This is a genomic window from Leuconostoc mesenteroides subsp. mesenteroides ATCC 8293 (genome assembly GCF_000014445.1).
GTDB classification, from domain to species: Bacteria; Bacillota; Bacilli; order Lactobacillales; family Lactobacillaceae; genus Leuconostoc; species Leuconostoc mesenteroides.
In genome coordinates, this window is record NC_008531.1 from 435,411 (window position 1) to 457,672 (window position 22,262).

Below are 22,262 nucleotides of genomic sequence, written 5' to 3' on the forward strand. Positions count from 1 at the left end.
AAAAATTAAAACCAGAATCTTCTTCCGTATTAGAAAATTCTGGCCAAGTTGTTGTTATTTAGTTGAAGAAATCGCAACAGATTCTGCAATATGTTGTTCGGGATTTAATAATAGCTGTGCAATAAATTCTGCGACGCTTGTTCTAGTGATTGGGCCACCAATAATTTTTTCGTGAGGATCAGTTTGGACATTCACTTGTTGCATTTTATTATCATCTGTTAATTCATTGGGTCGGATGATTGTATAGTCCAATTGGGACTCTTCGATGCGCTTAGCTGCAGCAGCTTGATCGCCCATGTAGGTGTTTTCATTGTCTGGGGTGCCCAAAATATTACGCCAAATGTCAGCAGTTTCGGTAGCTATCTCATTGTAAATACCGATTGTTGCGACCCAAATTAAGCGCTTAACGCCGGCAGTGTGCATTGCGTTAACTAAGGCATTAGCGGCGTTTTTTTGTCGACCTTCTGCACCAATATTTGCATAAACAATATCAATGTCTTTTAGCGCACGAACCAAGTTTTCTTCCTTGGTAGCATCAAGTGATTTGATTGACTTTTCAGGGCGAGCATGAAGAGAAGTTAATGTAATTTTTGTATCGGTATTTGCCAGTATGTCAACCACAATTTTAGCAATTTGACCGTTGGCACCGAGGATTAAAATGTTTTTTGTCATGTCTTCATTTTAGCACGATTGTTTGTGTTGCGGTAGAATATACTTAGAAAGGGTATAGAAATAAACGTGGTGATAATTATTAGCTTTTAGACACGGTTAACTATACATAAAACATGAGGTTTATATGAGTTTAACTTATCAAAAATTACTAGTAGCTGTACCTTTGATTTTGCGTGGCGGTGACGTACCGACGATTGTGGGAGAAGCTGGAATTGGAAAATCTGCCCTTGTTGCTGAAATAGCTAAAAAATTGGGTGCAAAACTTTTTACAACAGTAGTTTCATTATCTGAAAAAGGAGATTTAGCAATTCCAATTCCACCTTTGAATGAGACATCATTCTTGCAAACTAAAAATTATGGTCGATTGGCTGATATCAAATTTGGTTATACACACACTTTGATACAGATTATAGAACAAGCTGAAGTCGAACCGGACCGAACAATTATCTGGTTTTTAGATGAATTCAACCGAGGATCACAAGCAGTACAAGGTGAACTAATGAATCTTGTTTTACAGCGACAGATTAATGATCTGGTATTGCCTGATAATGTTAAACTCATTCTCGCAGAAAATCCTGATGATTCAATGCAAGGGTTTGAGAATGCCGAATATGCGGTTCAAACATCTGATGCAGCGATTAAAGATCGAACCACTCGACTTGTCATGACTGTTTCAGTTCGTGATTGGTTGCAGTGGGCCGCATCTGGAAAAAAGCGGCCACACATACACGACTTGGTCCGCCAATTTATTGCCGAAAATGCCGAATTATTGTACCCAAAAAATCGAGATATTGACTTGAACCCTACCCCGCGTGCGTGGCAGCGCGTATCTGATAATTTATTCCAGTTGCAAAAACTAACCAATGAGCAGCAGGATGAACTGTTATTTGATATCGTGGCAGGAGATCTTGGGGACAATTGTGCCACACAATTTGTGACTTTTGTCCAAGAAAAAACAACTAGTCTAACAGCTGAAGACGTCTTTGATTCATTACCAAGTGGTCCAAAATTACCACAGACAATACGTGAAAAATTTGAGAGCTTTTCAGAAATTCAAAAGCTGAACGTGATGAAAACCTTATTATTAACGGCAGATATGAGACTAGACAATAATGCTGGCCGTTTCAGTGAGTTACTCAATTTGATTGCTCCCGATGGACAGTATGCACTGGTAAAACAAATGACGAGCGCGCCAATTTTGGATGATTTATATGCTTCTGATAATCATTATGCCAACGTGTTATATCAACAGATTATGGATATTGCTACACGATGAAATCAGAGAATGACAATCTAATTATTGATGGTATTAAAACATTGCTTGATGTATCGCCCCTCTACGGCAATATTGTGATGAACTTAGTCCGAGAGGTGAACCCACAGGCTGCTAATCCATTAGCGTTAAAATGGCAAGGACACCACTGGTACTTACTGGTTAACCCTAATTTATTAACGGCTCGTTTTACATCACACAACCAGGTTGCTGCTGCGTTAGCTCATGAGGCTTTGCATGTTATTTGGCAGCATCCGACTCGTTATGCGAAAGAACGAGAACATAATCAAATGGTTGATATAGGTACTGACTTAGCGGTCAACCAATACTTACCAAGAGATTTGGGTGAACTACCTGGTGCAATATCGTTTCAAACTATTAATGAACTCTATCACATTAATTTACCACACAATCAAGATTCATCGACCTATATTTCTTTATTGTCAGAAGTTGATCAAAAAAATTCACGGGCAAAAAAGAGGGCTTTGCCGAAACATACGGAATGGCAGAGCGCGAGTAATTCAATAGAAGAAGCTGAGTCTGCACTTAAAAATGTGATAAAAAAAGCTAATGACGATACGAAATACGCTGGGCGTGGTAATGTATCGGGTGCGGTTTTGCAACAAATTAGTGAGGTTGTTGTACCAAAACGTAACTGGAAAAGTATTTTGCGATCTGGTATCAGTCAAGCACCAAATAAAAAGAAAGATTCACGAGCTAGGTTTAATCGCCGACAGGCTTATCGACTTGATCTACCAGGAGAAATTAGTCGTTATGATACGGAAATTGCTGTTTTCATTGATAATTCTGCATCAATATCTAATTCACAGGCAAGTGAGTTTTTAGCCAATGCAATGCAGATAACAAAACAATTTGATATTAACGTGCATTTCTTTTCGTTTGATACGAAGGTGCATCAAATTAAAAATATAAAAACTTGGCAGCGCCATGCCGGTGGTGGGACAACTTTCCAAAGCATATTTGATGCATTGCCCGCTTTAAAATTTTTCCCTTTGCAAACACTGGTAGTTATTTTTACGGATGGCGATGGCGAAAAAGAGTTGATTCAAACCAAATTTAAACATGTGTATTGGTTACTACCAGAGGGGCAAACATTAAGCATACCATCACCATTTGGAAAGGTTATTACGCTATGAAATTAAAACCTCGAGATCTTAAGAGCTTTATTGATAAAGACATACGCTACAAGCGGGCAGAAGCATTACTGATTGGGCAGTGGGAATCATTGCTATTAAGTGAGCCGTGGGACATGCCGATGATTACACGAGCCGATGTTTCTTTTGCGAAAACATTAAGCGAAGCAAATGTTGTTAAAACAGATGTTGATTTGTCGACGTTTAAGGGTGTACAGAAATTTATAAGCCACAACAACAGTCGACTATCACCAGACGTTGTTAAACTATTAAAGGAGCCATTTTTATGAAAATAAACTTAGTATTAGCACCAGAGCAGCCAGTTTCGGAACTGTTAACACTACAAAGTGCTCAACCGCAAAATGTATTTTATTTAGGAAAAATTTCTCAACTGGCGGGGACAAATTTACTCATCATTGATGCACAGAATGTCGTTGCAAAATTTGCCCGTCCTATTGGATTTGAGAGTCGAGCAGTTATCGGACAATTTAAGGGGAATGTTATCCATCAAATTGCTTTTCAGGCTAAAGATAACAATGATGAATTGATTGCAAAGTTATTAACTGGGAATGCCATTATGGCTCAAAATGATAATGGTAAGTCAGAGTATATGATTTGGTCATTCTGGTCTACTCACGATGAATTGGCACGTTTTCTAGCTAGTGAAATCTATCAACAAATGCACGCTTTGATGAAAAATGCGTATACTACAACTTATCAGCACGTGACTGATCAATCGCAATTATCCTTGACTACCAAAATGCGTGACTTTGACAAGGGGTGGTGGGGATAAGTAATTACGAAGGCTAATTTTCACATTTTTATCGTGTAAATCCCGATATGTTCTTGACAATGTTTTTACTGGCCTGTATGATATTAGATATTAAGAAATTAGGAGGCAACACATCATGCAAAATATGAATCAAAAACAAAACTCATCTCAAGCCCTCCTTCTCCTCCTCATGCTGTAGTCATGATGAGGTTTTTCGCACTCATGACTAACTGGAATCAGTGTTCATGGGTGTTGAAGTGATGAGTATAACTGCTGTCATTATTAACGATTAGTAACCCATGAATTTTGGTATTCATGGGTTTTTTGTTTGTGAAAAGAAGGAACTGAGAGAATAAATTGGAGAAGAAAGAATGAAAAAAATTGTAATTATCGGCGCTGCGTTTATTGTTGCTATTGGTGGTATTGTTGCATTTGGGGTAGTCAATAAGTCTAGCAAAGCATCAACATCAAATGTGATCAAAATTGGGGGTGTTTTTGATACATCTGGTGACGCTTCCTCATATGGAAAAGCTGAGCAAGATGGTGCTAACTTTGCTACAAAGCAAATTAATGCTAATGGTGGTGTTAAAGTTAACGGAAAAAGCTATAAGTTTAAAATCATTAACAAAGATGCTAAGACGGACAATACTGAAACTGCTTCGGTAACAAGTAGTTTGATTAACAAAGAAAAAGTCAGTGCTATCGTTGGTCCCGTGATTACCTCTGGTGTTCAAGCAGCAGTGCCAGTGGCAACTCAGGGTAAGACGCCGATGATTTCACCAACTGCTGGTGCAGACAACATTACTTTGCAAAAGAATGGGAATGTTCAACCTTACGTATTCCGCGCACAATACAAAAATTCTTTTATGGGTACAAAGATGGCACAATTTGCCACAGAGACTTTAAAAGCTAAAAATATTGTGATTTTCCAGGACAATTCTTCCGATTACGGTACTGGTATCACATCTGCATTTAAAAAAGCCTTTAAGGGTAACGTCGTAGATGTTGAATCTTATCAAGAAGGGACGAAAGACTTTCAAGCAGTTTTGACAAAAATTAAGGATAAAAAGTTTGACGCAATTGCAATCAATGGCTATTACACTGAGGGTGGCGCAATTTTGAAGCAAATGCGTGATATGGGGATTGATGTGCCGGTTATTGGACCAGATGGCATTGGTGATCCTAAAACGGCTGAAATTGCAGGAAATAAAAATACAAGCAATGTTTATTACGCGGCACATTTCTCAGTTGATGCACCAGCTACTAAGGTTTCAGCACCATTCGCCAAAGCTTATAAAAAGGCTTACGGCAAGTATCCATCACAATTTACAGCTTTAGCTTATGATTCAGTTCGCATGATAAAAGCAGCTATTGAAAATGAAAATTCAACTAGCAAATCGGCAATTACTAAGGGATTGGCTAACTTGAAAAATTTTGATGGTGTAACTGGTAAGATGTCAATTGACAAAGACCACAATCCTGTCAAATCAATGGTTATGGTCGGTATGACTGATGGTAAAGAGTCATCTGCCGTAGTTGTTAAGTGAACACGTTTTCTAAGAAACGTATGAAACTAATGCGTTTGATAATATTTTGAGGTTAAAATGACTACTTTCATTCAGCAATTAATCAATGGTCTTATGCTAGGCAGTGTCTATGCGCTACTAGCTTTAGGCTATACAATGGTCTACGGTATTATTAAATTAATCAATTTTGCACATGGTGATATATACATGCTCGGTGCGTATTTTGGCTATTTTTTCATCAAGGTTTTACATTTGAATTTCTTTATAGCGTTAATTCTCGCAATGGCAGTAAGCGCCATTATTGGTGTGGTCATTGAGTATATTGCCTATCGACCATTGCGTCATTCTCCAAGAATTGCGGTTCTTATCTCCGCTTTAGGCATCTCTTTTTTACTAGAAAATGGCATGACTTATTTATATGGGTCAGATCAACGTTCATTTCCACAGGCGATTAAGACAGTACAATACCACTTTTATGGTATACAAGTTTCAAATATTCAGTTGATTATTGCTGTAACTTCAATAGTTTTGATGCTGTTATTAACTTACATTGTTAAAAATACAAAAATGGGTCGTGCGATGCGAGCAGTATCCGCAGATCCAGATGCAGCGTCATTAATGGGCATCAACATCAATCACACAATTTCATTTACATTTGCAATTGGGTCAGCATTGGCGGCGGCTGGTGGCGTTTTGATTGGATTATATTATAACAGTATTGACCCATTGATGGGTATGACTCCTGGGTTGAAAGCGTTTGTTGCCGCGGTTTTGGGTGGTATAGGCATTATTCCAGGGGCAGCAGTAGGTGGTTGGCTAATCGGTATATTGGAAACAATGGTTCAAGCGACAGCTTTTTCAGATTACAAAGATGCGATTGTGTATGCAATGTTGATTGTCATATTGCTTATTAAACCGACTGGTATTTTAGGGAAAAACAAGCGGGAGAAAGTTTGATGGATCAAGCGCATATTAAATACACGTTATCATGGGCATCTTTGGCTGCAATGGGGTTCATTTTGATATTCGTAGCTCAAATGCTTGGCCTTATTGGTCATTATGGCATCACAACGATTGTACTTATCGGCATTAATATCATTGCTGCACTGGGACTTAATCTAGTGGTTGGTATTTCAGGGCAGTTTTCGTTAGGGCACGCTGGATTTATGGCTATCGGTGCTTACGCGACAGCATTAGTTATGGAAGTTGTTCCTGGTATCATTGGCTTTATTTTGGGAATGGCTGCAGGCATCGTAGTCAGTGGCGTAATTGCCTTAATTGTTGGTATTCCAACTCTGCGTTTACGTGGTGATTATTTGGCTATTGCAACATTAGGGTTTGCTGAAATTATTAGAATTGTCATTATGAACTTGAAAATAACTAACGGACCAGCTGGTATTTTTGGCATCGCACCTTTTGTGAGTTGGCAATTAGTTTATATACTAGCAGTTATAACATTGATTATTGTGGTCAACTTTGTTCGTAGTATGCCTGGGCGAGCCATTATTGCCGTTCGTGATAATGAAATTGCTGCCGAATCCTTAGGAATTAATACAACTAAGTATAAGGTAATTGCTTTTGTGACAGGGGCATTATTTGCTGCTATGGCTGGTAGCTTACGTGCAAGTTTCATCCAATCTATTGCGCCTAAAGACTATGCTTTTATGCAAAGTATTATGATCTTAATTATTATTGTGATAGGTGGGATTGGCTCAATGAGTGGGACAGTTGTGACAGCAATTGCGTTAGGTGTGTTAGACACAATGTTACAAAATTTTGGTTCCTTGCGTATGGTCATCTACGCTGTTATTTTAATTGCTGTGATGCTGGTTAGACCTCAAGGTATTTTTGGTAGTCGAGAACTTTCATTAAAGAAATGGTTATTTGATGAAGGAGACGGACATGGCTCAGACAATACTGAAAACGCGTGATTTAAGTATCCGTTTTGGAGGTGTAACTGCTGTTGATGGTGTTAATATTGAAGCTGCCGAAAATGAGTTAATTGGTTTAATTGGACCAAATGGTGCGGGTAAAACCACATTATTTAATTTACTAACAGGTGTATATTCACCTAGTGAGGGAGAAGTACTCCTATTTGATGGTCAGCAGTTAGCTAATGTCAATCGTCAATCTCCTGCAAAACGTGCTCGATTAGGCGTTGCGCGCACTTTTCAAAATATTCGCTTGTTTGAAAGTCGAACAGTATTAGAGAATGTTATGATTGCTATGAATTCTAGTACTCAGGCACATGTATTCAGTTCATTGTTTCGTTTACCTTCATTTTATAAAAATGAAGAGCAACTAAAAAACGAAGCTCGTAAGCTGCTAAGTATTTTTGATATGCTGGAGGTACAAGATACGCTGGCAACAAACTTACCATATGGGCAACAACGACGTTTAGAAATTGTGCGGGCATTGGCCACAAAACCTAAAATCTTATTTTTAGATGAGCCAGCAGCTGGTATGAATCCACAAGAAACGGCTGATTTAACACGTTTAATTAAACAAGTTCAACAAGAATTTAAGATGACAATTATTTTAATTGAGCATGATATGAACCTTGTTATGGCTGTCAGTGAGCGATTATATGTATTAGAGTACGGTAAGTTATTAGCCAGTGGCACACCATTAGAAATACAGCAAAATGCCGATGTGATCCGTGCATATTTGGGAGAAAATAACGAATGAGTGCATTACTGACAGTTGAAAATTTAAACGTAAGTTATGGTGCCATTAAAGCGGTACAAGATGTTAACTTTGTGGTGAACAATAACGAAATCGTATCACTAATTGGTGCTAATGGCGCTGGGAAAACTACAATTTTACGTACGATTTCGGGCTTAGAAAAACCCACTAAGGGACGTATTTTATTTGAAAATCAAAACATATTGACTATGAATTCAGAGCGAATTGTCTCAAGTGGAGTTGCTCAAGTGCCAGAAGGACGTCGCGTGTTTTCTGGCATGACTGTTCAAGAAAACCTACAGTTGGGTACTTTTACTCGAGGCAAGGGTATTAACTTGAAAGATGAATACACACTTATTTACGATCAGTTTCCAATTTTAAAGGAAAGACGTAATCAAGATGCAGCGACTTTATCTGGTGGTGAACAACAAATGCTAGCCATGGGTCGCGCATTAATGGCAAAACCAAAATTGTTATTGTTGGATGAACCTTCCATGGGCTTGGCACCGCTATTTATTGAGAAAGTTTTTGATATTATTAAAAATGTTAATGCACAAGGAATGACAGTATTAATAATCGAACAAAATGCGAATCAAGCGCTAAAAATTGCGGATCGCGGCTATGTTTTGGAAAGTGGAAAGATCACGATGACAGGTACGGGAGCAGAGCTACTTGCATCAGATGACGTGCGCAAAGCATACTTAGGCGGTTGATTATTCATATGGATTCAGGTACACTGAAGTAGAATTAAATAAATATCTGGGGTGCCCAAGCTGGCTGAGAGATACCCATTGAACCTGATTACGGTAATTCGTGCGAAGGAAGATTATAATAATGAACTATTCTAGTGTATAAATATGCCTATTTAGCCGTTAACTAATCTTTTCTGATAGTTAGCGGTTTTTTTATTCATTAATGTTAATTTTTAAAATTAATGAAGATATTTGTTTAAAAACACGAAGCCAAACAAAAAAGGAATTTAATCATGAATATTACAGACATTAGAACGAAATCACCTCTTGTCCTGACTTATGCAAATTTTGTTACACCACAATTTGTAGCTAATGTAGTTAATGTTGTTGGTGCCTCACCGTTAATGAGTCGCGAGCTAGCAGAATTTAAGGAATTAGCCGGAATTGCCAATGCGGTGATTATTAACACAGGGACGCTTCAAAAAGTAGAAATTAACGATATTATTAAACTTTCTCAGGAAGCATACCAATTAGGCAAGCCAGTCGTATTAGATCCGGTTGCTGTATCAGTTCCATTTAGGTCTAAAGCCATTACACAATTTTTAGCATCTGGTCATGTTGATGTTATTCGTGGCAATGCAGCCGAAATTGCTTGGTTTGCCGATATTGATTTTGCTAGTCAAGGTATCGATGCTACTGGAAAAGGTGACGTAATTGAAATTGCACAGCGTGCCGCCAAAAAAACAGGTGCAGTGATTGCGCTAAGCGGGGCTTGTGACGTTGTCAGTGATGGTCAATACACACAAACACTTGATATAAATGTTGAACAATTATCTTCTATTGTAGGTACAGGAGATGCCTTATCATCATTAATTGGTGCGTTCATTGCCGATGGGCTAAAGGTTCCTAATGTGATGAATGCAATGGCTACATTCAAACTTGCTGGACAAAAAGCCGCTACAAAAACGAATCAACCAGGTTCTTTTACAAATCAATTATTAGATGAATTATTTGTTATTGATAATATCGATGTTCAAAATTTTGTTAAGGAAAGTGTGCTGAATCATGGTTAATAAAACACCCCAAGTTCTAACAATTGCTGGTATGGATAGCAGTGGTGGCGCTGGAGTTAGCGCGGATCTAAAGACGTTTGCCGCCCAAGGTGTTTATGGCGCTAATGTTATTGTTGCTCTAACAGCACAAAACACAATGGGTGTACAGCAAGTTTCGATGACTTCACCATCTATGATCCATGCCCAATTAAAATCAGTGGCTGATGACTTAAAAATAAGTGCTGTAAAAAGTGGCATGCTTGGTGATGTGCCCACAGTAGAAGCAGTGGCTGAATTTTTACAACAAGCAGATTTTGGTAACTATGTATTAGATCCTGTAATGGTTGCCAAGGGAGGCGCTCACTTATTGAGTGATGAGGCCATAGTTGCTATTAAGTCTAGTTTGATACCGCTGGCAACGCTCATTACGCCTAATATGCCAGAAGCTGAAGTCTTAAGTGGGTCAAACATTACTAACCATGAAGATGTGATGCAATCAGCTTCAAAGATACAACAATTAGGAGTTGAAAACGTATTATTAAAAGGTGGACATGCCTCCGGGAAAGATGTTTATGACTATATTCTATTGGCTGATGGTAGTCATTTTTGGCTTAAAAGCTCACGGGTAGATACAATTAGAACTCACGGGACAGGGGATACAATTTCTGCGGCCATTACTGCTCGTTTAGCTTTGGGAGATGATATGAAAACGGCTATTATTCGTGCAAAAGCTTATGTTGATGCTACCATTCGTGAAGGTATCGATGTTGGGCATGGGCATGGACCGCTTAATCACCAGGCAAGAGTGACTGACAGGCATTTTCCAGAGGTACTAGAAAATGTTTGATCCGAGCATATTAGTAAATTATTTTGTATTAGGAACTCAGGACACCAATGGAGAGAGACATTTTTTTGAAGTCTTAGAGGAAGCACTGCAATCGAAAATCAGTGTGTTTCAATATCGAGAAAAAGGGCAACTGGCTTTAAGTGGATCAGAGAAATTACGAGTAGCCAAAAAAGTCCGGCAACTAACAGCTGACTACCATGTACCATTGATTATTGATGATGACATTCAACTAGCACATGAAATTGATGCAGAGGGTGTTCATTTTGGGCAAAAAGATGGCGATATTATCAATAATATTCAATTAGCTGGGAATCTAGCTGTTGGGGTATCGGTGTCTAATGACAGCCAATATAAAAGAATAGAGAATATTAAAGGGATTGATTATATCGGAATTGGTCCTGTTTTTGCGACGGTAAGCAAAGCTGATGCAAATCCAGAGATTGGGGTTGAAGGTTTAAAATATTTGACAAGCAAAAGTAAATGGCCAAGTGTGGCAATCGGTGGAATATCGGAAATAAATTTGTCATCAGTTTTATCTACGGGTGTTAACGGTGCTGCTGTAATCAGTATGATTAGTCAAAGTGCAAATATAAGCGCTACCTTAAAATATTGGCGTTCATTACATTTATAAATAATGTGTTTTGCTGAAAATATCACAAACAAAATATACTTTGCGAATGAATAATGGTGTTATAGTAGGGGTGTTTAGAACAGAAATGTAATTTGTTAATTGAAGAAAGGTCGAATAAAATGAGCTATCAAACAATTAATCCCTTTAACGACGAAGTTATTCAAACATTTGACAATCATGATGACGCTTATGTTGAGAAGGCCATTGCCGAAGGTCATGCACTGTATAAAAAGTGGCGCAATGACCCGGCTAGTAGTCGCGCAGAGATATTAAACAAAATTGCTGACTTGATGGAAGAAGATGCTGATCATTTAGCTAAGGTACTTACTATTGAAATGGGTAAGCGATTTGTCGAGGCTCAAGGTGAAGTAGCATTAAGTGTTTCAATTGCTCGTTACTACGCCAAAAATGGTGCAGATTTTCTTAAGCCAGAACCAATCAAATCCTCGATGGGGGATGCGCAAGTAATTTCGCGCCCCACTGGGGTATTGATGATGGTTGAACCATGGAATTTTCCTTACTATCAAATTATTCGTGTATTTGCACCAAATTATATAGCTGGAAACCCAATGCTTTTGAAGCACGCAAGCAATACGCCAATGGCTGCATCAGAATTTGAAAAAATTGTTGAACGGGCTGGTGCACCTACTGGTGCGTTTGCTAATTTATTCATTGATTACGATCAAGTGAATAAAATTATTGCTGACGATCGTGTACAGGGAGTGGCGTTAACTGGTTCAGAACGTGCTGGACAATTAATTGCTGCCGAAGCTGGTAAAAATATGAAACAAAGTTCGCTTGAACTTGGTGGAAGTGATCCATTCATTGTTCTGGAGGATGCCGATTTATCTGAGATTAAAAAGATTATCGGGGGTGCTCGTCTATACAATGCAGGACAGGTATGTACTTCGTCTAAACGGTTTATTGTAACCGAAAAAAATTATGATGCGGTACTTACAATGTTAAAAGATGCCTTTGCTGAAGCAAAACTAGGCGACCCATTGTTGGAAGATACGACATTAGCACCATTAAGTACCAGCAAGGCTAAGAAAAACTTGACCAAACAAGTGAAAGCGGCAGTTGATGCCGGTGCTACTCTTGAATATGGTAGTGTTGTCCAAGATAAACCAGCTGCACTGTTTGATCCCGTTATTTTAACTGGTATTACAAAAGACAACCCAGCTTATTATCAAGAGTTCTTCGGTCCAGTTGGACAAGTCTACAAAGTGAAAGATGAAGAAGAGGCAATTACACTAGCTAATGATTCTAATTATGGCTTATCGGGCGTGGTATTTGGTGGTTCACCTGAGCATGCGACGGAAGTTGCTTCTCGTATTGAGACGGGAGCGGTTTATGTGAATAGTTTTGGTGGAACATTACCTGAGTTACCATTTGGTGGTGTTAAAAATTCTGGCTATGGACGTGAGCTAGGACGCTTTGGTATCGAAACCTTTGTGAACAAGGAACTTATTGTTACTAAAAAGGAACCAATTGATTTAGATAATGCTTTTGGTGGATTTGTTTAAAAATTACTGAATGCTGGTTATCATTGGTTAAACGATTAGATCTCGAATAATGCTGAGATTTAATCGTTTTTCGTTACTTCAAATTGAAGAGTTGGTTGGAAAGGATAAATAATGACCAGTATGCAAAGAAGTTTTACATGTTTTGTGGATGGTGAAGAAAAGAATGTTGTCGATGGTGTCTTACTGGCAGAACTAGATATTGAATTACAACAAAAGATAAAGCATGATTTTCCTGACAGCATGTTGGCAGATTTTATTTGCTTTGATCATTTGCTTCAATACCGTTTAGAAAAAATCGATAAAATGATATTGGAGAAGCATAGAACAAACAAACATATTAATAACAAACTGACGCACATATTGACAGATAAAAGTTTTAAAGTTGTCAATGTGAATAAGCATCAAAGAGAATCCTATACATTTGGCCAAAAAATAGCAGATAATGTCGCACATTTTGGCGGTAGTTGGGGATTTATTATCGTGTCCATTTGTGCAATGATTATGTGGATCATCACCAATGTTTTTCAATTGTTCAACATGCATTTTGATCCCTACCCTTTTATATTATTAAACTTATTTTTGAGTATGGTGGCCGCATTACAAGCGCCGTTAATACTAATGAGTCAGAATCGATCATCTGATTATGACAGATTGCACGCGGATAATGATTACCATGTGAATTTAAAGACCGAGGAAGAGATGAGGGTACTGCATGCTAAAATTGACCGTATTATTCAAAAAGATAACCCCGATTTATTTGAAATTCAAAAAATGCAGACCAAAATGCTTGGAGAATTACAAAAACAGGTCAATGAGTTACATAGTCACCAAAAAATTAAAAATGTTGACTAATAAAAAGGCCTAGGTGTGATACACTTTAGGCCTTTTGTTCTGTCTATTTTTATTTTATAAATTGCTCAGAAAGTGACAAGAATTCGTCAATATCTTTTTTAACCAAATCGGCACCAGTCTGCCAAAATTCCGGCTTCGTTAGATCAACACCAAGATGCTTTTTTGCTAATTCTTCTGAAGTCATATTAGCAGTGTCACGTAGCAAGGCAATATATTTTTCTTCAAAATTGTCACCATCTTTTTGTGCTTGCGCGTAAATGCTTGATGAAAATAAATAACCAAATGTATAAGGGAAATTATAAAATGGCACAGAATCAATGAAAAAGTGCAGTTTTGATGACCAGAAGTGGGGATGACGGACATCTAAAATACCATCAAAAGCTTCTTTTTGCGCGTTATCCATTAGTTGATTGAGACGCTGTGGTGTCACTAGGCCATGCTTACGTTCTGTGTAAAACGAATCTTCAAATAAGAAGCGGGCATGTATGTTTAAAAACATAGCAATAGGATTAGTCATTTTTGCATCTAATAATACAATTTTCTCGGCATCTGTTTTTGCTTCTTTTACGTTAGCGTCATTAACAATCAATTCGGCAAAAGTTGAGGCTGTTTCGGCAACGTTCATAGCATAGGCATCACGCCAAAATGGTAAGTCAGTTAGCTGCGCAGAGTGGAATGCGTGACCCAGTTCGTGCGCAATTGTCGCAGCATCATTTACTGAACCTGTGTAGGTTAGAAATATTCGAGACTCGTGTAAATCTGGGACAGATTCCATATAACCACCTGGTTGTTTACCAGGACGGTTCTCTGATTCAATCCAATTATTCTCAAAAGCCTTTTGAGCAAACGTTGCCATCTTAGGTGAAAACTTACCAAATTGTTCGATAATAAATTTAGCAGCGTCATCATAAGAAACATCTGATGGTTTGTAGTCACCGATGTTGGTTAGTGGCGCGACTTGATCTTGCCAACCGATGGATTTCAAACCGAGTAATTGCTTTTTACGTTCAAAATATGGTTTAAACATACTCTTGTTAGCATCTACAACTTGCCACATAGCATCCAAAGTTCCGCGAGACATACGGTTGAGCTCCAGTGGCTGTTCTAAGTGTGATTGACGACCATGAGCTTCTTGATTGGTTAGACGAAATCCAGCCAAATGATTTAATGTATCACTTGTTAAATTTTCAGCTTTTGCCCACATTTTTTCATAGTTTGTCATGAGGTTAGCCCGCACCTCATTATCGGGTTCACCATCTAACATGTTCAAAGCTTGTCCAGCGGAAATTTGACGAGTTTTATTGTTTTCATCGGTATAGCTCATCGATAATGAAGCAGATATTGTGTCATAATGCTGGGACCAAGCTTGCTGTCCGTCAAGATCAAATTTGTTAATTAACGTTTCTGTTTTATCGTCCAACAATCGTTTAGCATCAGTACGCAACTCTGTTAAGTAAAAAGCAATTGGTGCAAGACGGCTAGTAGTGATAGCTTTTTCAAATGTTTCATCATCTAATTTTGAAAGTAGTTTTTGAAAAGCATTTAAAGGAGATGAGAAAGATACCCATAAGTTTCCCAATTTATTAAAATGAGGCGCATAAACACTGTTACCATAATCTACAGACGACCAACCATTAACAAAAATATTGGCAGTACCAATTCCAGCACCAATATTTTGTGCTAAATCAGCTAAATCAGCCAACACCGTGAAATATTTGTCTTGTGCGAGGCTGTAATCGGCTATCATATCAGTAAAATCATTGATTTGCTTTGCGATAAGTTCATATTTTTGAGTGAGTTGTGGTGAAGTTATACCACCCGGGAATATATTTTCTAAATTCCATTTTTGTGAGTAGGTCACGTTAATATACCTCGCTTTCTTTATAATTTATGATACCATTCTTAATGAAATTCTAGGGATAATAATTTATTAAACTTCAATTTTAATCATAATTTGTTTGCTCCATGACCAAAATTAGCGTACAATTTTATGGATTGATTATAAGGAAAAGTGATTTATGAAAAGAAAGTATAAGTGGTTAATTGGTTGTTTGGTTTTTATTGCTATTTTATTGTTATCAGCTGGTATGTATTTTTTTCATGTTGCTGAGGTCCGCGATGTAGCAGCAGATAAGCCAGACAAATTACGTGCAAAAACAAATTCACTTTATCACTACGAACATGATTTTTTGTCTCGTGAAAAGCAAACATGGACACAAAAAACATCTGATAATTTGAAACTAATTGCTTGGTACGTACCTGCTGAGAAAAAAACAGGTAAAACAGCTATTCTGGCTCACGGCTGGCACAACAATAAAACGACGATGGCCATATATGGTGAGCTATTCCATGAGTTGGGCTACAACGTATTAATTCCAGATAATCGTGCACACGGTGATTCACAGGGTGAAATGATTGGCTACGGTTGGTTAGATCGGCGAGACTATATCGGTTGGTTGAATCAAATTTTAGAAAATAATGGTCAAAAATCAGATATTGTCATGTATGGTATGAGCATGGGTGCTGCTACTGTGTTGTCAACTTCTGGTGAAAATGATTTACCGAATCAGGTGAAAGCAATTATTGCTGATTCGTCCTACACAAGTGTTATAGAAGAGATTAAACATGAAGCAGGAGATATGTATGGCTTACCATGGTTTCCACTTGTTAATGTGGTTTCGGGTATCTCGAAGGTACGGGCCGGATACTCATATGAGGAAGCTAGTCCTTTGAGACAAGTTGAAAAAAACACGCGGCCAACCTTTTTCATTCAAGGTGGGGCCGACACTTTTGTGCCAACCAAAATGGTTTACCCGCTGTACAATGCTTCTAGAGGACCAAAGCAGTTATGGATTACCAAGGGCTCAAAACATGTTCAAAGTTTTCATGACTACCCAGTCGCTTATAGAAGTAAAATAAAAGCATTTTTGGAAAAATATGATAAATAAAAGGATCAACTCATTAATGAGTTGATCCTTTTTTGGAACAAAGTTAATATCAGAAACACTACGAATCTTCTGGATTAACCCCAAAGATCTCAATATGATATCCTGTAATATTTAAACCGCTAGCTTTACGTGCTGCGTCAAACAAAGGAGCCATATCGAAATTATCTGCATCAATAATCTCACTAGTTTGTTGATTGATGATGTGATAATGTGGCTCACCATAATAATCAAAGTGGCGCTTGCCATCATCATGAATGTCTATAGCGATGATTAATCCAGTTTCAATTAATTTATCAAGCGTGTTATAAACTGTTGCCAAACTAATATTATTTAAATCTTCGTGAATCATTTCTGCTGTGGGGTGGGTTTTATTTGTAGCGAGATATTCTAAAACGGCCATTCGTTGATACGTAGCTTTTAAACCGTGTTCTTGCAATATTGTACGCAATTTTTGATCAGTCATAAGAATCCTCCATATTTATTACTATTATATCATGATATGTAGAATTGTTCCAAATAACTTGATTTATGAAACTAGATGAGTTAGAATGTTCATTAGAATAGTTCTAACAACAAGGGGAAGTTATGTCTGAAAAATCTGAAAAAACAAGCTTTATGCAGCGAAATAATATTATTCGTGCAGCAGTTATGGGTGCCAATGATGGTATTTTATCAGTATCTGGTATCGTTTTAGGTGTTGCAGGTGCTACTAGTCACACAGATACAATCTTACTAGCGGGGTTTGCTGGTATGTTAGCTGGAACTGTGTCGATGGCAATGGGGGAATATGTTTCGGTCAATTCTCAACATGATGCACAAGAAAAAGTGCGTCAAATTCAAACTCGGGCTGTTGCAAATGATTACGATGGCGAATTTGAATTTGTACAAAAAAAATATGAAGAGACAGGTATATCATCAACGTTAGCTCAACAAGCTACGCAGGAGATGATGTCAAAAGATCCCTTGGTCACATCTGTCCGCGAACGCTATGGATTTTCTTTAAACCAAGAATTAAGTGCTGGCCACGCTGCTTTGGCGTCATTAGTTAGTTTTCCCATAGGATCAATATTACCAATGGTTGCTATTTCTATAGCGCCTCAGGGAACGCGAGAAATTGCCACATTTATTGCTGTTATTGTAGCATTAGCCATTACAGGATATGCAGCAGCTCAAGTAAATGGTGCAAACAAAAAGCATTCCGTAATTCGTAATGTCATTGCCGGTATCTTTACAATGATTGTGACGTTCTTAATCGGTAGTTTGTTTAGATAAAAAAGGGGACTGAAATGGAAAAAGTAAAAAAACACGAAACCATGGATGAACGATTAAATGCCATTCGAGCAGGGGTTCTCGGATCTAATGATGGCATACTGACGGTTGTTGGGGTTTTGTTTTCAGTAGCAGCAGCAACGACAAATCAATTTGCAATTTTTATTGCTGGGCTAGCTGACTTAGTGTCATGTGCTTTATCAATGGCTTCTGGAGAATACGCCTCTGTCAGTTCACAGTCAGATAGCGAAAAGGTGGCCGTTGAAACTGAAAAAGAATTGTTAAAAACTGATATGCCAGGGCAACACCGTTGTGTACGAGACTTTTACATGGAACGTGGTGTGTCTGAAAAAACAGCAAGTGCAATAGCTGATGAGCTGTTGCAGAAAAAGCCTTTAGAAACAGTATTAAGTGTTAAGTATGATATTACACTAGGACACTATATGAGTCCATGGTCAGCCGCTTGGTCATCATTGTTTTCTGCAGCTTTAGGTGGTGCCTTTCCATTGTTGACGTTGTTAATTGTGTCAGGAAAGTATCAATTCGTTGCCACAATTGCAGCAACTGTAGTAGCAGTTGCACTTACTGGATTTCTTAGTGCGAAAATTTCTAACGGCTTAGTTAAGCGTGCAGTGATTCGTAATATTATCATTGGTCTTATTACGATTGCAATCCACTTTGGCATAGGAAAAATATTCTAACTAGTATATGTTAACAATATCTGTTATATTTTTAATTAATGTTGCTGAATACGGGCTATGTTTGAGATAATAGTATTATGAATAAGAAAATTATGCACAAATGGCGTGTTTTAGATGCACGATTAAAAATATCAACTTTAACTACTTTTTTTACACGCTCACAAATTGGTTATGTTGGACCGACATTTGCTTATTATGCACTTTTAACAGTCTTTCCTATATTGATGGGGGCAGCTTTAATTGTCTCTTTCACGAGCATCAGTACTGCTGATTTACTAGCAATGATGCGTAATGTATTACCAAAAAATATTGAGAATATTGTGATTCCAATTATGGAATCCGTTTTATCATCAAGAAGTACTTCGCTACTTTCTTTTTCCGTCCTGTTTACGATTTGGTCGATTTCACGTGTGATTGCGGTCTTTCGTCAATCATTTAATGCCATTGCAGACGTTAAAGAACACATTAATAGTTTGTTCACACGAGCTTTTTCATTTATATGGTTGTTGTTTATTTTGACATTATTTGCTTTGTTAATGGTTGGTAGCAATGTTTTGACCATCGTCATTCAGCACTTGCCGTATTCAGAATGGACTAACTTTTTACAACATCAAACGCGTTGGTTTATATGGTTGGGTATTTGGCTGGCTTTGGTCATGATGAATTTTTTTCTGCCGGCAAAAGACGCTCGAGCACCATTTCGTTTTGTTTTAGTTGGCAGTTTTCTTGAATTAGTGATGTTGAATCTCTTGAATAGAGGATTCACGTTTTACGCTCAATTTGCTTTGGGGAAATATGATTTTTATCAATCCGTGAGTTCTATGATTGCTATGCTGATTTGGTTAAACTTGATTGCTACAATTTTGGTATTAGGTTATGTAGTCATCAAATGGTTATCGGTCATTAATTGGAGGAAAGAAGATGTTTCGAAACAGTGATTTTGATATTTTTGAAGACAAAACGTTAAATGGTCGAATGGAAAAAATAAGAACGATTATTGATCCAAAGTTTGAAGAGTTTGCGTCGATTGCGTTGCCTATATTGAATACAAATGGGCAAGAATGGTATGCGCATGTAGCTAAGCATTTACGAAGAACAACTTATGCGCCGGATAATACATGGGTAGCCTTTGCGCCAAATAAGCGCGGTTATAAAATGTTACCACATTTTGAATTAGGCATTTGGGAAGATAATGTTTATTTTTATCTTGCTGTTGAAGAGAATATGAAACCTGATCAAACCAACGTAATCACTCAAAAATTGCGTGAGGTGAGCCCGTTAGTGAGAGAATTACCAGATTCATACCGATTAAGTCAAGATCACATGGTAAACAAGACATACTCATTATTACAATATGACGATTCAATAGAACGTTATGAATCGGTTAAGCATAGTGAGGTATTGATTGGAGTAGAAATAAAACGTGGTGATAAACTTTGGGATGGCGATGGCATTGTAGATACCTTGGTTCTAGCAATGAAAAATTTGTTACCAATCTACGAAAAAATTAAATAAAAATAATGGCTAGACTTGAATATTAAGTCTAGCCATTATTTTTTTAAGAATTCATTGCTTCTATCTGGTTAATTTGTTGTAACTCTAGCGTTTGGGCTTCATTTATTTCATTGTATAGTACGGCTGCCAGTGTATTGGGAATAATGCCTGTCGAGCTGGCTTGTTGAATATAATTATATTCAAATTGAAATGCTTGAATATATAAATCAGTGTTGATAGTTGGCGTTTCTTGATTATATTCACGTTTTATTAAATTAAAATAACGATCAAATCTTTGACGAACATAACTAATGTATTGGTGGTCATCAGTGTCATTCTCTAAACTATTACGTAAGAGATTATCAAAGTGCTGATTAACTTCACCAATGACGTCGTTATTTAATAGCAGTAATCCTTCATGAATATTTTGCCATTGTTGTGCACTACCTTGATGCTCTTTGGCCCATTTTTTACGACCCTTTAGCCGTTGTTTTTTCGTAATTTGGCCATTTCGGACGTGCCACTTTATATGACGATATCTTGCCTTTACATAGTGAAAAAATCTTTGTAGGGGGCTGTGTTGGAAAAAACTGCTGATTTTGAGACGATTAAGAATTTTTTCATATGCATCAATTACTTCAGAACTGTATTTTTGTTCAACACTGTCACTGTGGAGATAATGAATAATAAAATCTTTCGTGTTGTTTAGCAAACTATTATATTTTTGAGAATTATAATTTCTTGTTGAATGGTTGTCGTTTAACCAGCCTTTTTGCGACTGTAATTGTATCATAATTGCCTCTCGAACTGCTGGGTTTGCAGTAGTCTCAGAAACCTTTAATGAGGCATAGTCAACCATTTTGTTACGTGTGTTTTCAAGGTCAGCCTTGGTATAGGTGACCGCTTTCTTTGGTAGGGCGATAGGTAAAATAATTGCACTCATTAACATACTAATTAAGATAATCAAAGTGGCAACTACAATAAGTTCAGCACGATAAGGGAAAGCATGATTGGCAATAGTTAACGGTAAAGAAAATGCCATGGCTAGCGTCATGGTCCCATGTACGCCACTGATGGCGAATATATGGGACAAAAAACGATGTTGTTTGGGATTGCTGTGGCTGTCAAAGAAAGTGTTAGCCGACTGGTTGTCTTCGCGAAATGCCCAAATATATCGCACAGCATACATAGCAATATAAATTAAGATGCTTAAACCTAATAGTTGCATGATTCCAACTAAGCCCATATGAATAATTTCTTGCCAAACAATCGGTAAAGAAATACCTAAAATAATGAAAACAATACTATTTAAGACATTCGATATTGATTCCCAAATAGTGTTGGAAGTCAGTTGTACTCGTGTCGATGTTAAGCGAAGCTTATTGGATTCCCAATTGTGCACAATACCAGTAGCAACCACGGCTAAGATACCGGAAGTACCAAATGATTCTGCTAAAAAGTAAACAATAAACGGGGTTAAGAGACTAATCGGAATGATCGTTGTTTCTGGGCTAACGGTTCTGAAAGTAATATTGGTTCGGATAGTGACGAGTAGAAAACCAGCAATGACACCAATTAGCGCGCCATCAACTGCAACAAACAAGAAGTGACCAATGCCTGCGATGAGAGAAAATTTTCCTTGTTCAAGCACGGATAGGGCTAAGTCTAATAAAACTAGTCCTGTTGCATCGTTGAATAGTGATTCCAATTCAAGAGCCTCGCCCACACCATTGGGCATATCAACTGACGAGGTCATTGATTTGACGGCAACAGCATCGGTAGGCACAACAATTGCAGCTAGAGCAATTGCTAATGGTAATGTCCACTGTACTTCCACGCGATTAGCTATTAAGCCAACAACGATTGCGGTGGCCACAGCTAGGACTACTGATAGGAGAAAGATAATTGAAAAACGTTTTTTTATTTTAGAAAATGATTGTTTTTGTCCATCTAGAAACATTAACGGTGCAATAATCATTAGCATAAAAAACTCAGGTTCAAGTTCGAAATTTTGAAATATCGGTGTAAATGACAGGAAAATACCAACAATAATTAGGATGAATGGTTCCGGAATTTTGGGGAAGAATTGTTTAATTAGGTTAGTACCAATCACACCGATTAACAATAAAGCTAATGTATATAGTGCTGTCATATATCCTCCTTAAGAA

At 37.7% G+C, this 22,262-nt stretch carries 23 protein-coding genes and 1 riboswitch; of the genes, 19 read left to right on the forward strand and 4 right to left on the reverse strand.

Annotated elements, in window-relative coordinates; genetic code table 11:
* Positions 1 to 54: 54 nt before the first annotated feature.
* Positions 55 to 672, reverse strand: a complete 618-nt coding sequence (locus LEUM_RS02315) for an SDR family oxidoreductase (protein WP_011679316.1) — start codon at positions 670 to 672, stop codon at positions 55 to 57.
* A 124-nt stretch (positions 673 to 796) separates the two neighbouring features.
* Here LEUM_RS02315 and LEUM_RS02320 point away from each other — a divergent pair, with 124 nt between their 5' ends.
* The 14 genes from LEUM_RS02320 to LEUM_RS02385 all read left to right on the forward strand — a co-directional run bounded on the left by LEUM_RS02320 (position 797) and on the right by LEUM_RS02385 (position 13,682).
* Complete coding sequence (locus LEUM_RS02320) at positions 797 to 1,948, forward strand: AAA family ATPase (RefSeq protein ID WP_011679317.1); 1,152 nt, start codon at positions 797 to 799, stop codon at positions 1,946 to 1,948.
* Positions 1,945 to 3,102, forward strand: coding sequence for a vWA domain-containing protein (locus LEUM_RS02325; RefSeq protein ID WP_011679318.1), 1,158 nt, complete (start codon positions 1,945 to 1,947; stop codon positions 3,100 to 3,102). The genes LEUM_RS02320 and LEUM_RS02325 overlap by 4 nt, the downstream gene beginning before the upstream one ends.
* Positions 3,099 to 3,389, forward strand: a complete 291-nt coding sequence (locus tag LEUM_RS02330; RefSeq protein ID WP_010291654.1) for a hypothetical protein — start codon at positions 3,099 to 3,101, stop codon at positions 3,387 to 3,389. Before LEUM_RS02325 ends, LEUM_RS02330 begins: the two co-directional genes overlap by 4 nt.
* Complete coding sequence (locus LEUM_RS02335; protein ID WP_010291656.1) at positions 3,386 to 3,892, forward strand: hypothetical protein; 507 nt, start codon at positions 3,386 to 3,388, stop codon at positions 3,890 to 3,892. The genes LEUM_RS02330 and LEUM_RS02335 overlap by 4 nt, the downstream gene beginning before the upstream one ends.
* Positions 3,893 to 4,242: 350 nt before the next feature.
* Positions 4,243 to 5,418 (forward strand): ABC transporter substrate-binding protein, encoded by a 1,176-nt coding sequence (locus LEUM_RS02340; RefSeq protein WP_011679320.1) that lies wholly within the window; start codon positions 4,243 to 4,245, stop codon positions 5,416 to 5,418.
* A 57-nt stretch (positions 5,419 to 5,475) separates the two neighbouring features.
* Positions 5,476 to 6,354 carry a branched-chain amino acid ABC transporter permease gene (locus LEUM_RS02345; RefSeq protein ID WP_011679321.1) on the forward strand — a complete coding sequence of 293 codons (879 nt, stop codon included), beginning with the start codon at positions 5,476 to 5,478 and terminating at the stop codon, positions 6,352 to 6,354.
* Positions 6,354 to 7,328: a branched-chain amino acid ABC transporter permease gene (locus LEUM_RS02350; protein ID WP_011679322.1), complete on the forward strand. Its 975-nt coding sequence runs from the start codon at positions 6,354 to 6,356 to the stop codon at positions 7,326 to 7,328. Before LEUM_RS02345 ends, LEUM_RS02350 begins: the two co-directional genes overlap by 1 nt.
* Positions 7,300 to 8,085 carry an ABC transporter ATP-binding protein gene (locus tag LEUM_RS02355; RefSeq protein ID WP_011679323.1) on the forward strand — a complete coding sequence of 262 codons (786 nt, stop codon included), beginning with the start codon at positions 7,300 to 7,302 and terminating at the stop codon, positions 8,083 to 8,085. Before LEUM_RS02350 ends, LEUM_RS02355 begins: the two co-directional genes overlap by 29 nt.
* Positions 8,082 to 8,795: an ABC transporter ATP-binding protein gene (locus LEUM_RS02360; protein ID WP_011679324.1), complete on the forward strand. Its 714-nt coding sequence runs from the start codon at positions 8,082 to 8,084 to the stop codon at positions 8,793 to 8,795. Before LEUM_RS02355 ends, LEUM_RS02360 begins: the two co-directional genes overlap by 4 nt.
* Before the next feature lie 37 nt (positions 8,796 to 8,832).
* Positions 8,833 to 8,923, forward strand: a riboswitch (TPP riboswitch).
* Positions 8,924 to 9,067: 144 nt separating this feature from the next.
* The gene (thiM, locus tag LEUM_RS02365) at positions 9,068 to 9,847 is read left to right on the forward strand and encodes a hydroxyethylthiazole kinase (RefSeq protein ID WP_011679325.1); all 780 of its coding nucleotides are present in this window, start codon (positions 9,068 to 9,070) and stop codon (positions 9,845 to 9,847) included.
* Positions 9,840 to 10,673 carry a bifunctional hydroxymethylpyrimidine kinase/phosphomethylpyrimidine kinase gene (gene thiD / locus LEUM_RS02370; RefSeq protein ID WP_011679326.1) on the forward strand — a complete coding sequence of 278 codons (834 nt, stop codon included), beginning with the start codon at positions 9,840 to 9,842 and terminating at the stop codon, positions 10,671 to 10,673. The genes thiM and thiD overlap by 8 nt, the downstream gene beginning before the upstream one ends.
* Positions 10,666 to 11,304, forward strand: coding sequence for a thiamine phosphate synthase (gene thiE / locus LEUM_RS02375; RefSeq protein ID WP_011679327.1), 639 nt, complete (start codon positions 10,666 to 10,668; stop codon positions 11,302 to 11,304). Before thiD ends, thiE begins: the two co-directional genes overlap by 8 nt.
* A 119-nt stretch (positions 11,305 to 11,423) precedes the next feature.
* Positions 11,424 to 12,830, forward strand: coding sequence for an NAD-dependent succinate-semialdehyde dehydrogenase (locus tag LEUM_RS02380; RefSeq protein WP_011679328.1), 1,407 nt, complete (start codon positions 11,424 to 11,426; stop codon positions 12,828 to 12,830).
* A gap of 111 nt (positions 12,831 to 12,941) precedes the next feature.
* Positions 12,942 to 13,682 (forward strand): DUF1003 domain-containing protein, encoded by a 741-nt coding sequence (locus LEUM_RS02385; protein ID WP_011679329.1) that lies wholly within the window; start codon positions 12,942 to 12,944, stop codon positions 13,680 to 13,682.
* 49 nt (positions 13,683 to 13,731) lie between these two features.
* On the opposite strand, the gene LEUM_RS02390 is transcribed toward LEUM_RS02385, so the two are convergent.
* Positions 13,732 to 15,543 (reverse strand): M3 family oligoendopeptidase, encoded by a 1,812-nt coding sequence (locus tag LEUM_RS02390; RefSeq protein ID WP_011679330.1) that lies wholly within the window; start codon positions 15,541 to 15,543, stop codon positions 13,732 to 13,734.
* A gap of 157 nt (positions 15,544 to 15,700) precedes the next feature.
* On the opposite strand from LEUM_RS02390, the gene LEUM_RS02395 reads away from it, so the two are divergent.
* Entirely contained in the window at positions 15,701 to 16,630 is a 930-nt protein-coding gene (locus LEUM_RS02395) for an alpha/beta hydrolase (protein ID WP_010282851.1), read from the forward strand.
* A 58-nt stretch (positions 16,631 to 16,688) separates the two neighbouring features.
* On the opposite strand, the gene LEUM_RS02400 is transcribed toward LEUM_RS02395, so the two are convergent.
* Positions 16,689 to 17,093 carry a Fur family transcriptional regulator gene (locus tag LEUM_RS02400; protein ID WP_004164584.1) on the reverse strand — a complete coding sequence of 135 codons (405 nt, stop codon included), beginning with the start codon at positions 17,091 to 17,093 and terminating at the stop codon, positions 16,689 to 16,691.
* Between the two features lie 122 nt (positions 17,094 to 17,215).
* On the opposite strand from LEUM_RS02400, the gene LEUM_RS02405 reads away from it, so the two are divergent.
* From LEUM_RS02405 to LEUM_RS02420, 4 genes are all read left to right on the forward strand, one after another.
* Complete coding sequence (locus LEUM_RS02405; protein WP_011679331.1) at positions 17,216 to 17,902, forward strand: VIT1/CCC1 transporter family protein; 687 nt, start codon at positions 17,216 to 17,218, stop codon at positions 17,900 to 17,902.
* Between the two features lie 14 nt (positions 17,903 to 17,916).
* Positions 17,917 to 18,600: a VIT1/CCC1 transporter family protein gene (locus tag LEUM_RS02410; protein ID WP_004164582.1), complete on the forward strand. Its 684-nt coding sequence runs from the start codon at positions 17,917 to 17,919 to the stop codon at positions 18,598 to 18,600.
* A 77-nt stretch (positions 18,601 to 18,677) separates the two neighbouring features.
* Entirely contained in the window at positions 18,678 to 19,538 is an 861-nt protein-coding gene (locus LEUM_RS02415; RefSeq protein WP_011679332.1) for a YihY/virulence factor BrkB family protein, read from the forward strand.
* Entirely contained in the window at positions 19,522 to 20,115 is a 594-nt protein-coding gene (locus tag LEUM_RS02420; protein WP_011679333.1) for a DUF1054 family protein, read from the forward strand. Before LEUM_RS02415 ends, LEUM_RS02420 begins: the two co-directional genes overlap by 17 nt.
* A 43-nt stretch (positions 20,116 to 20,158) precedes the next feature.
* On the opposite strand, the gene LEUM_RS02425 is transcribed toward LEUM_RS02420, so the two are convergent.
* On the reverse strand, positions 20,159 to 22,246 hold the full coding sequence (locus LEUM_RS02425; RefSeq protein ID WP_011679334.1) for a cation:proton antiporter: 2,088 nt from the start codon (positions 22,244 to 22,246) through the stop codon (positions 20,159 to 20,161).
* Positions 22,247 to 22,262: the final 16 nt, after the last annotated feature.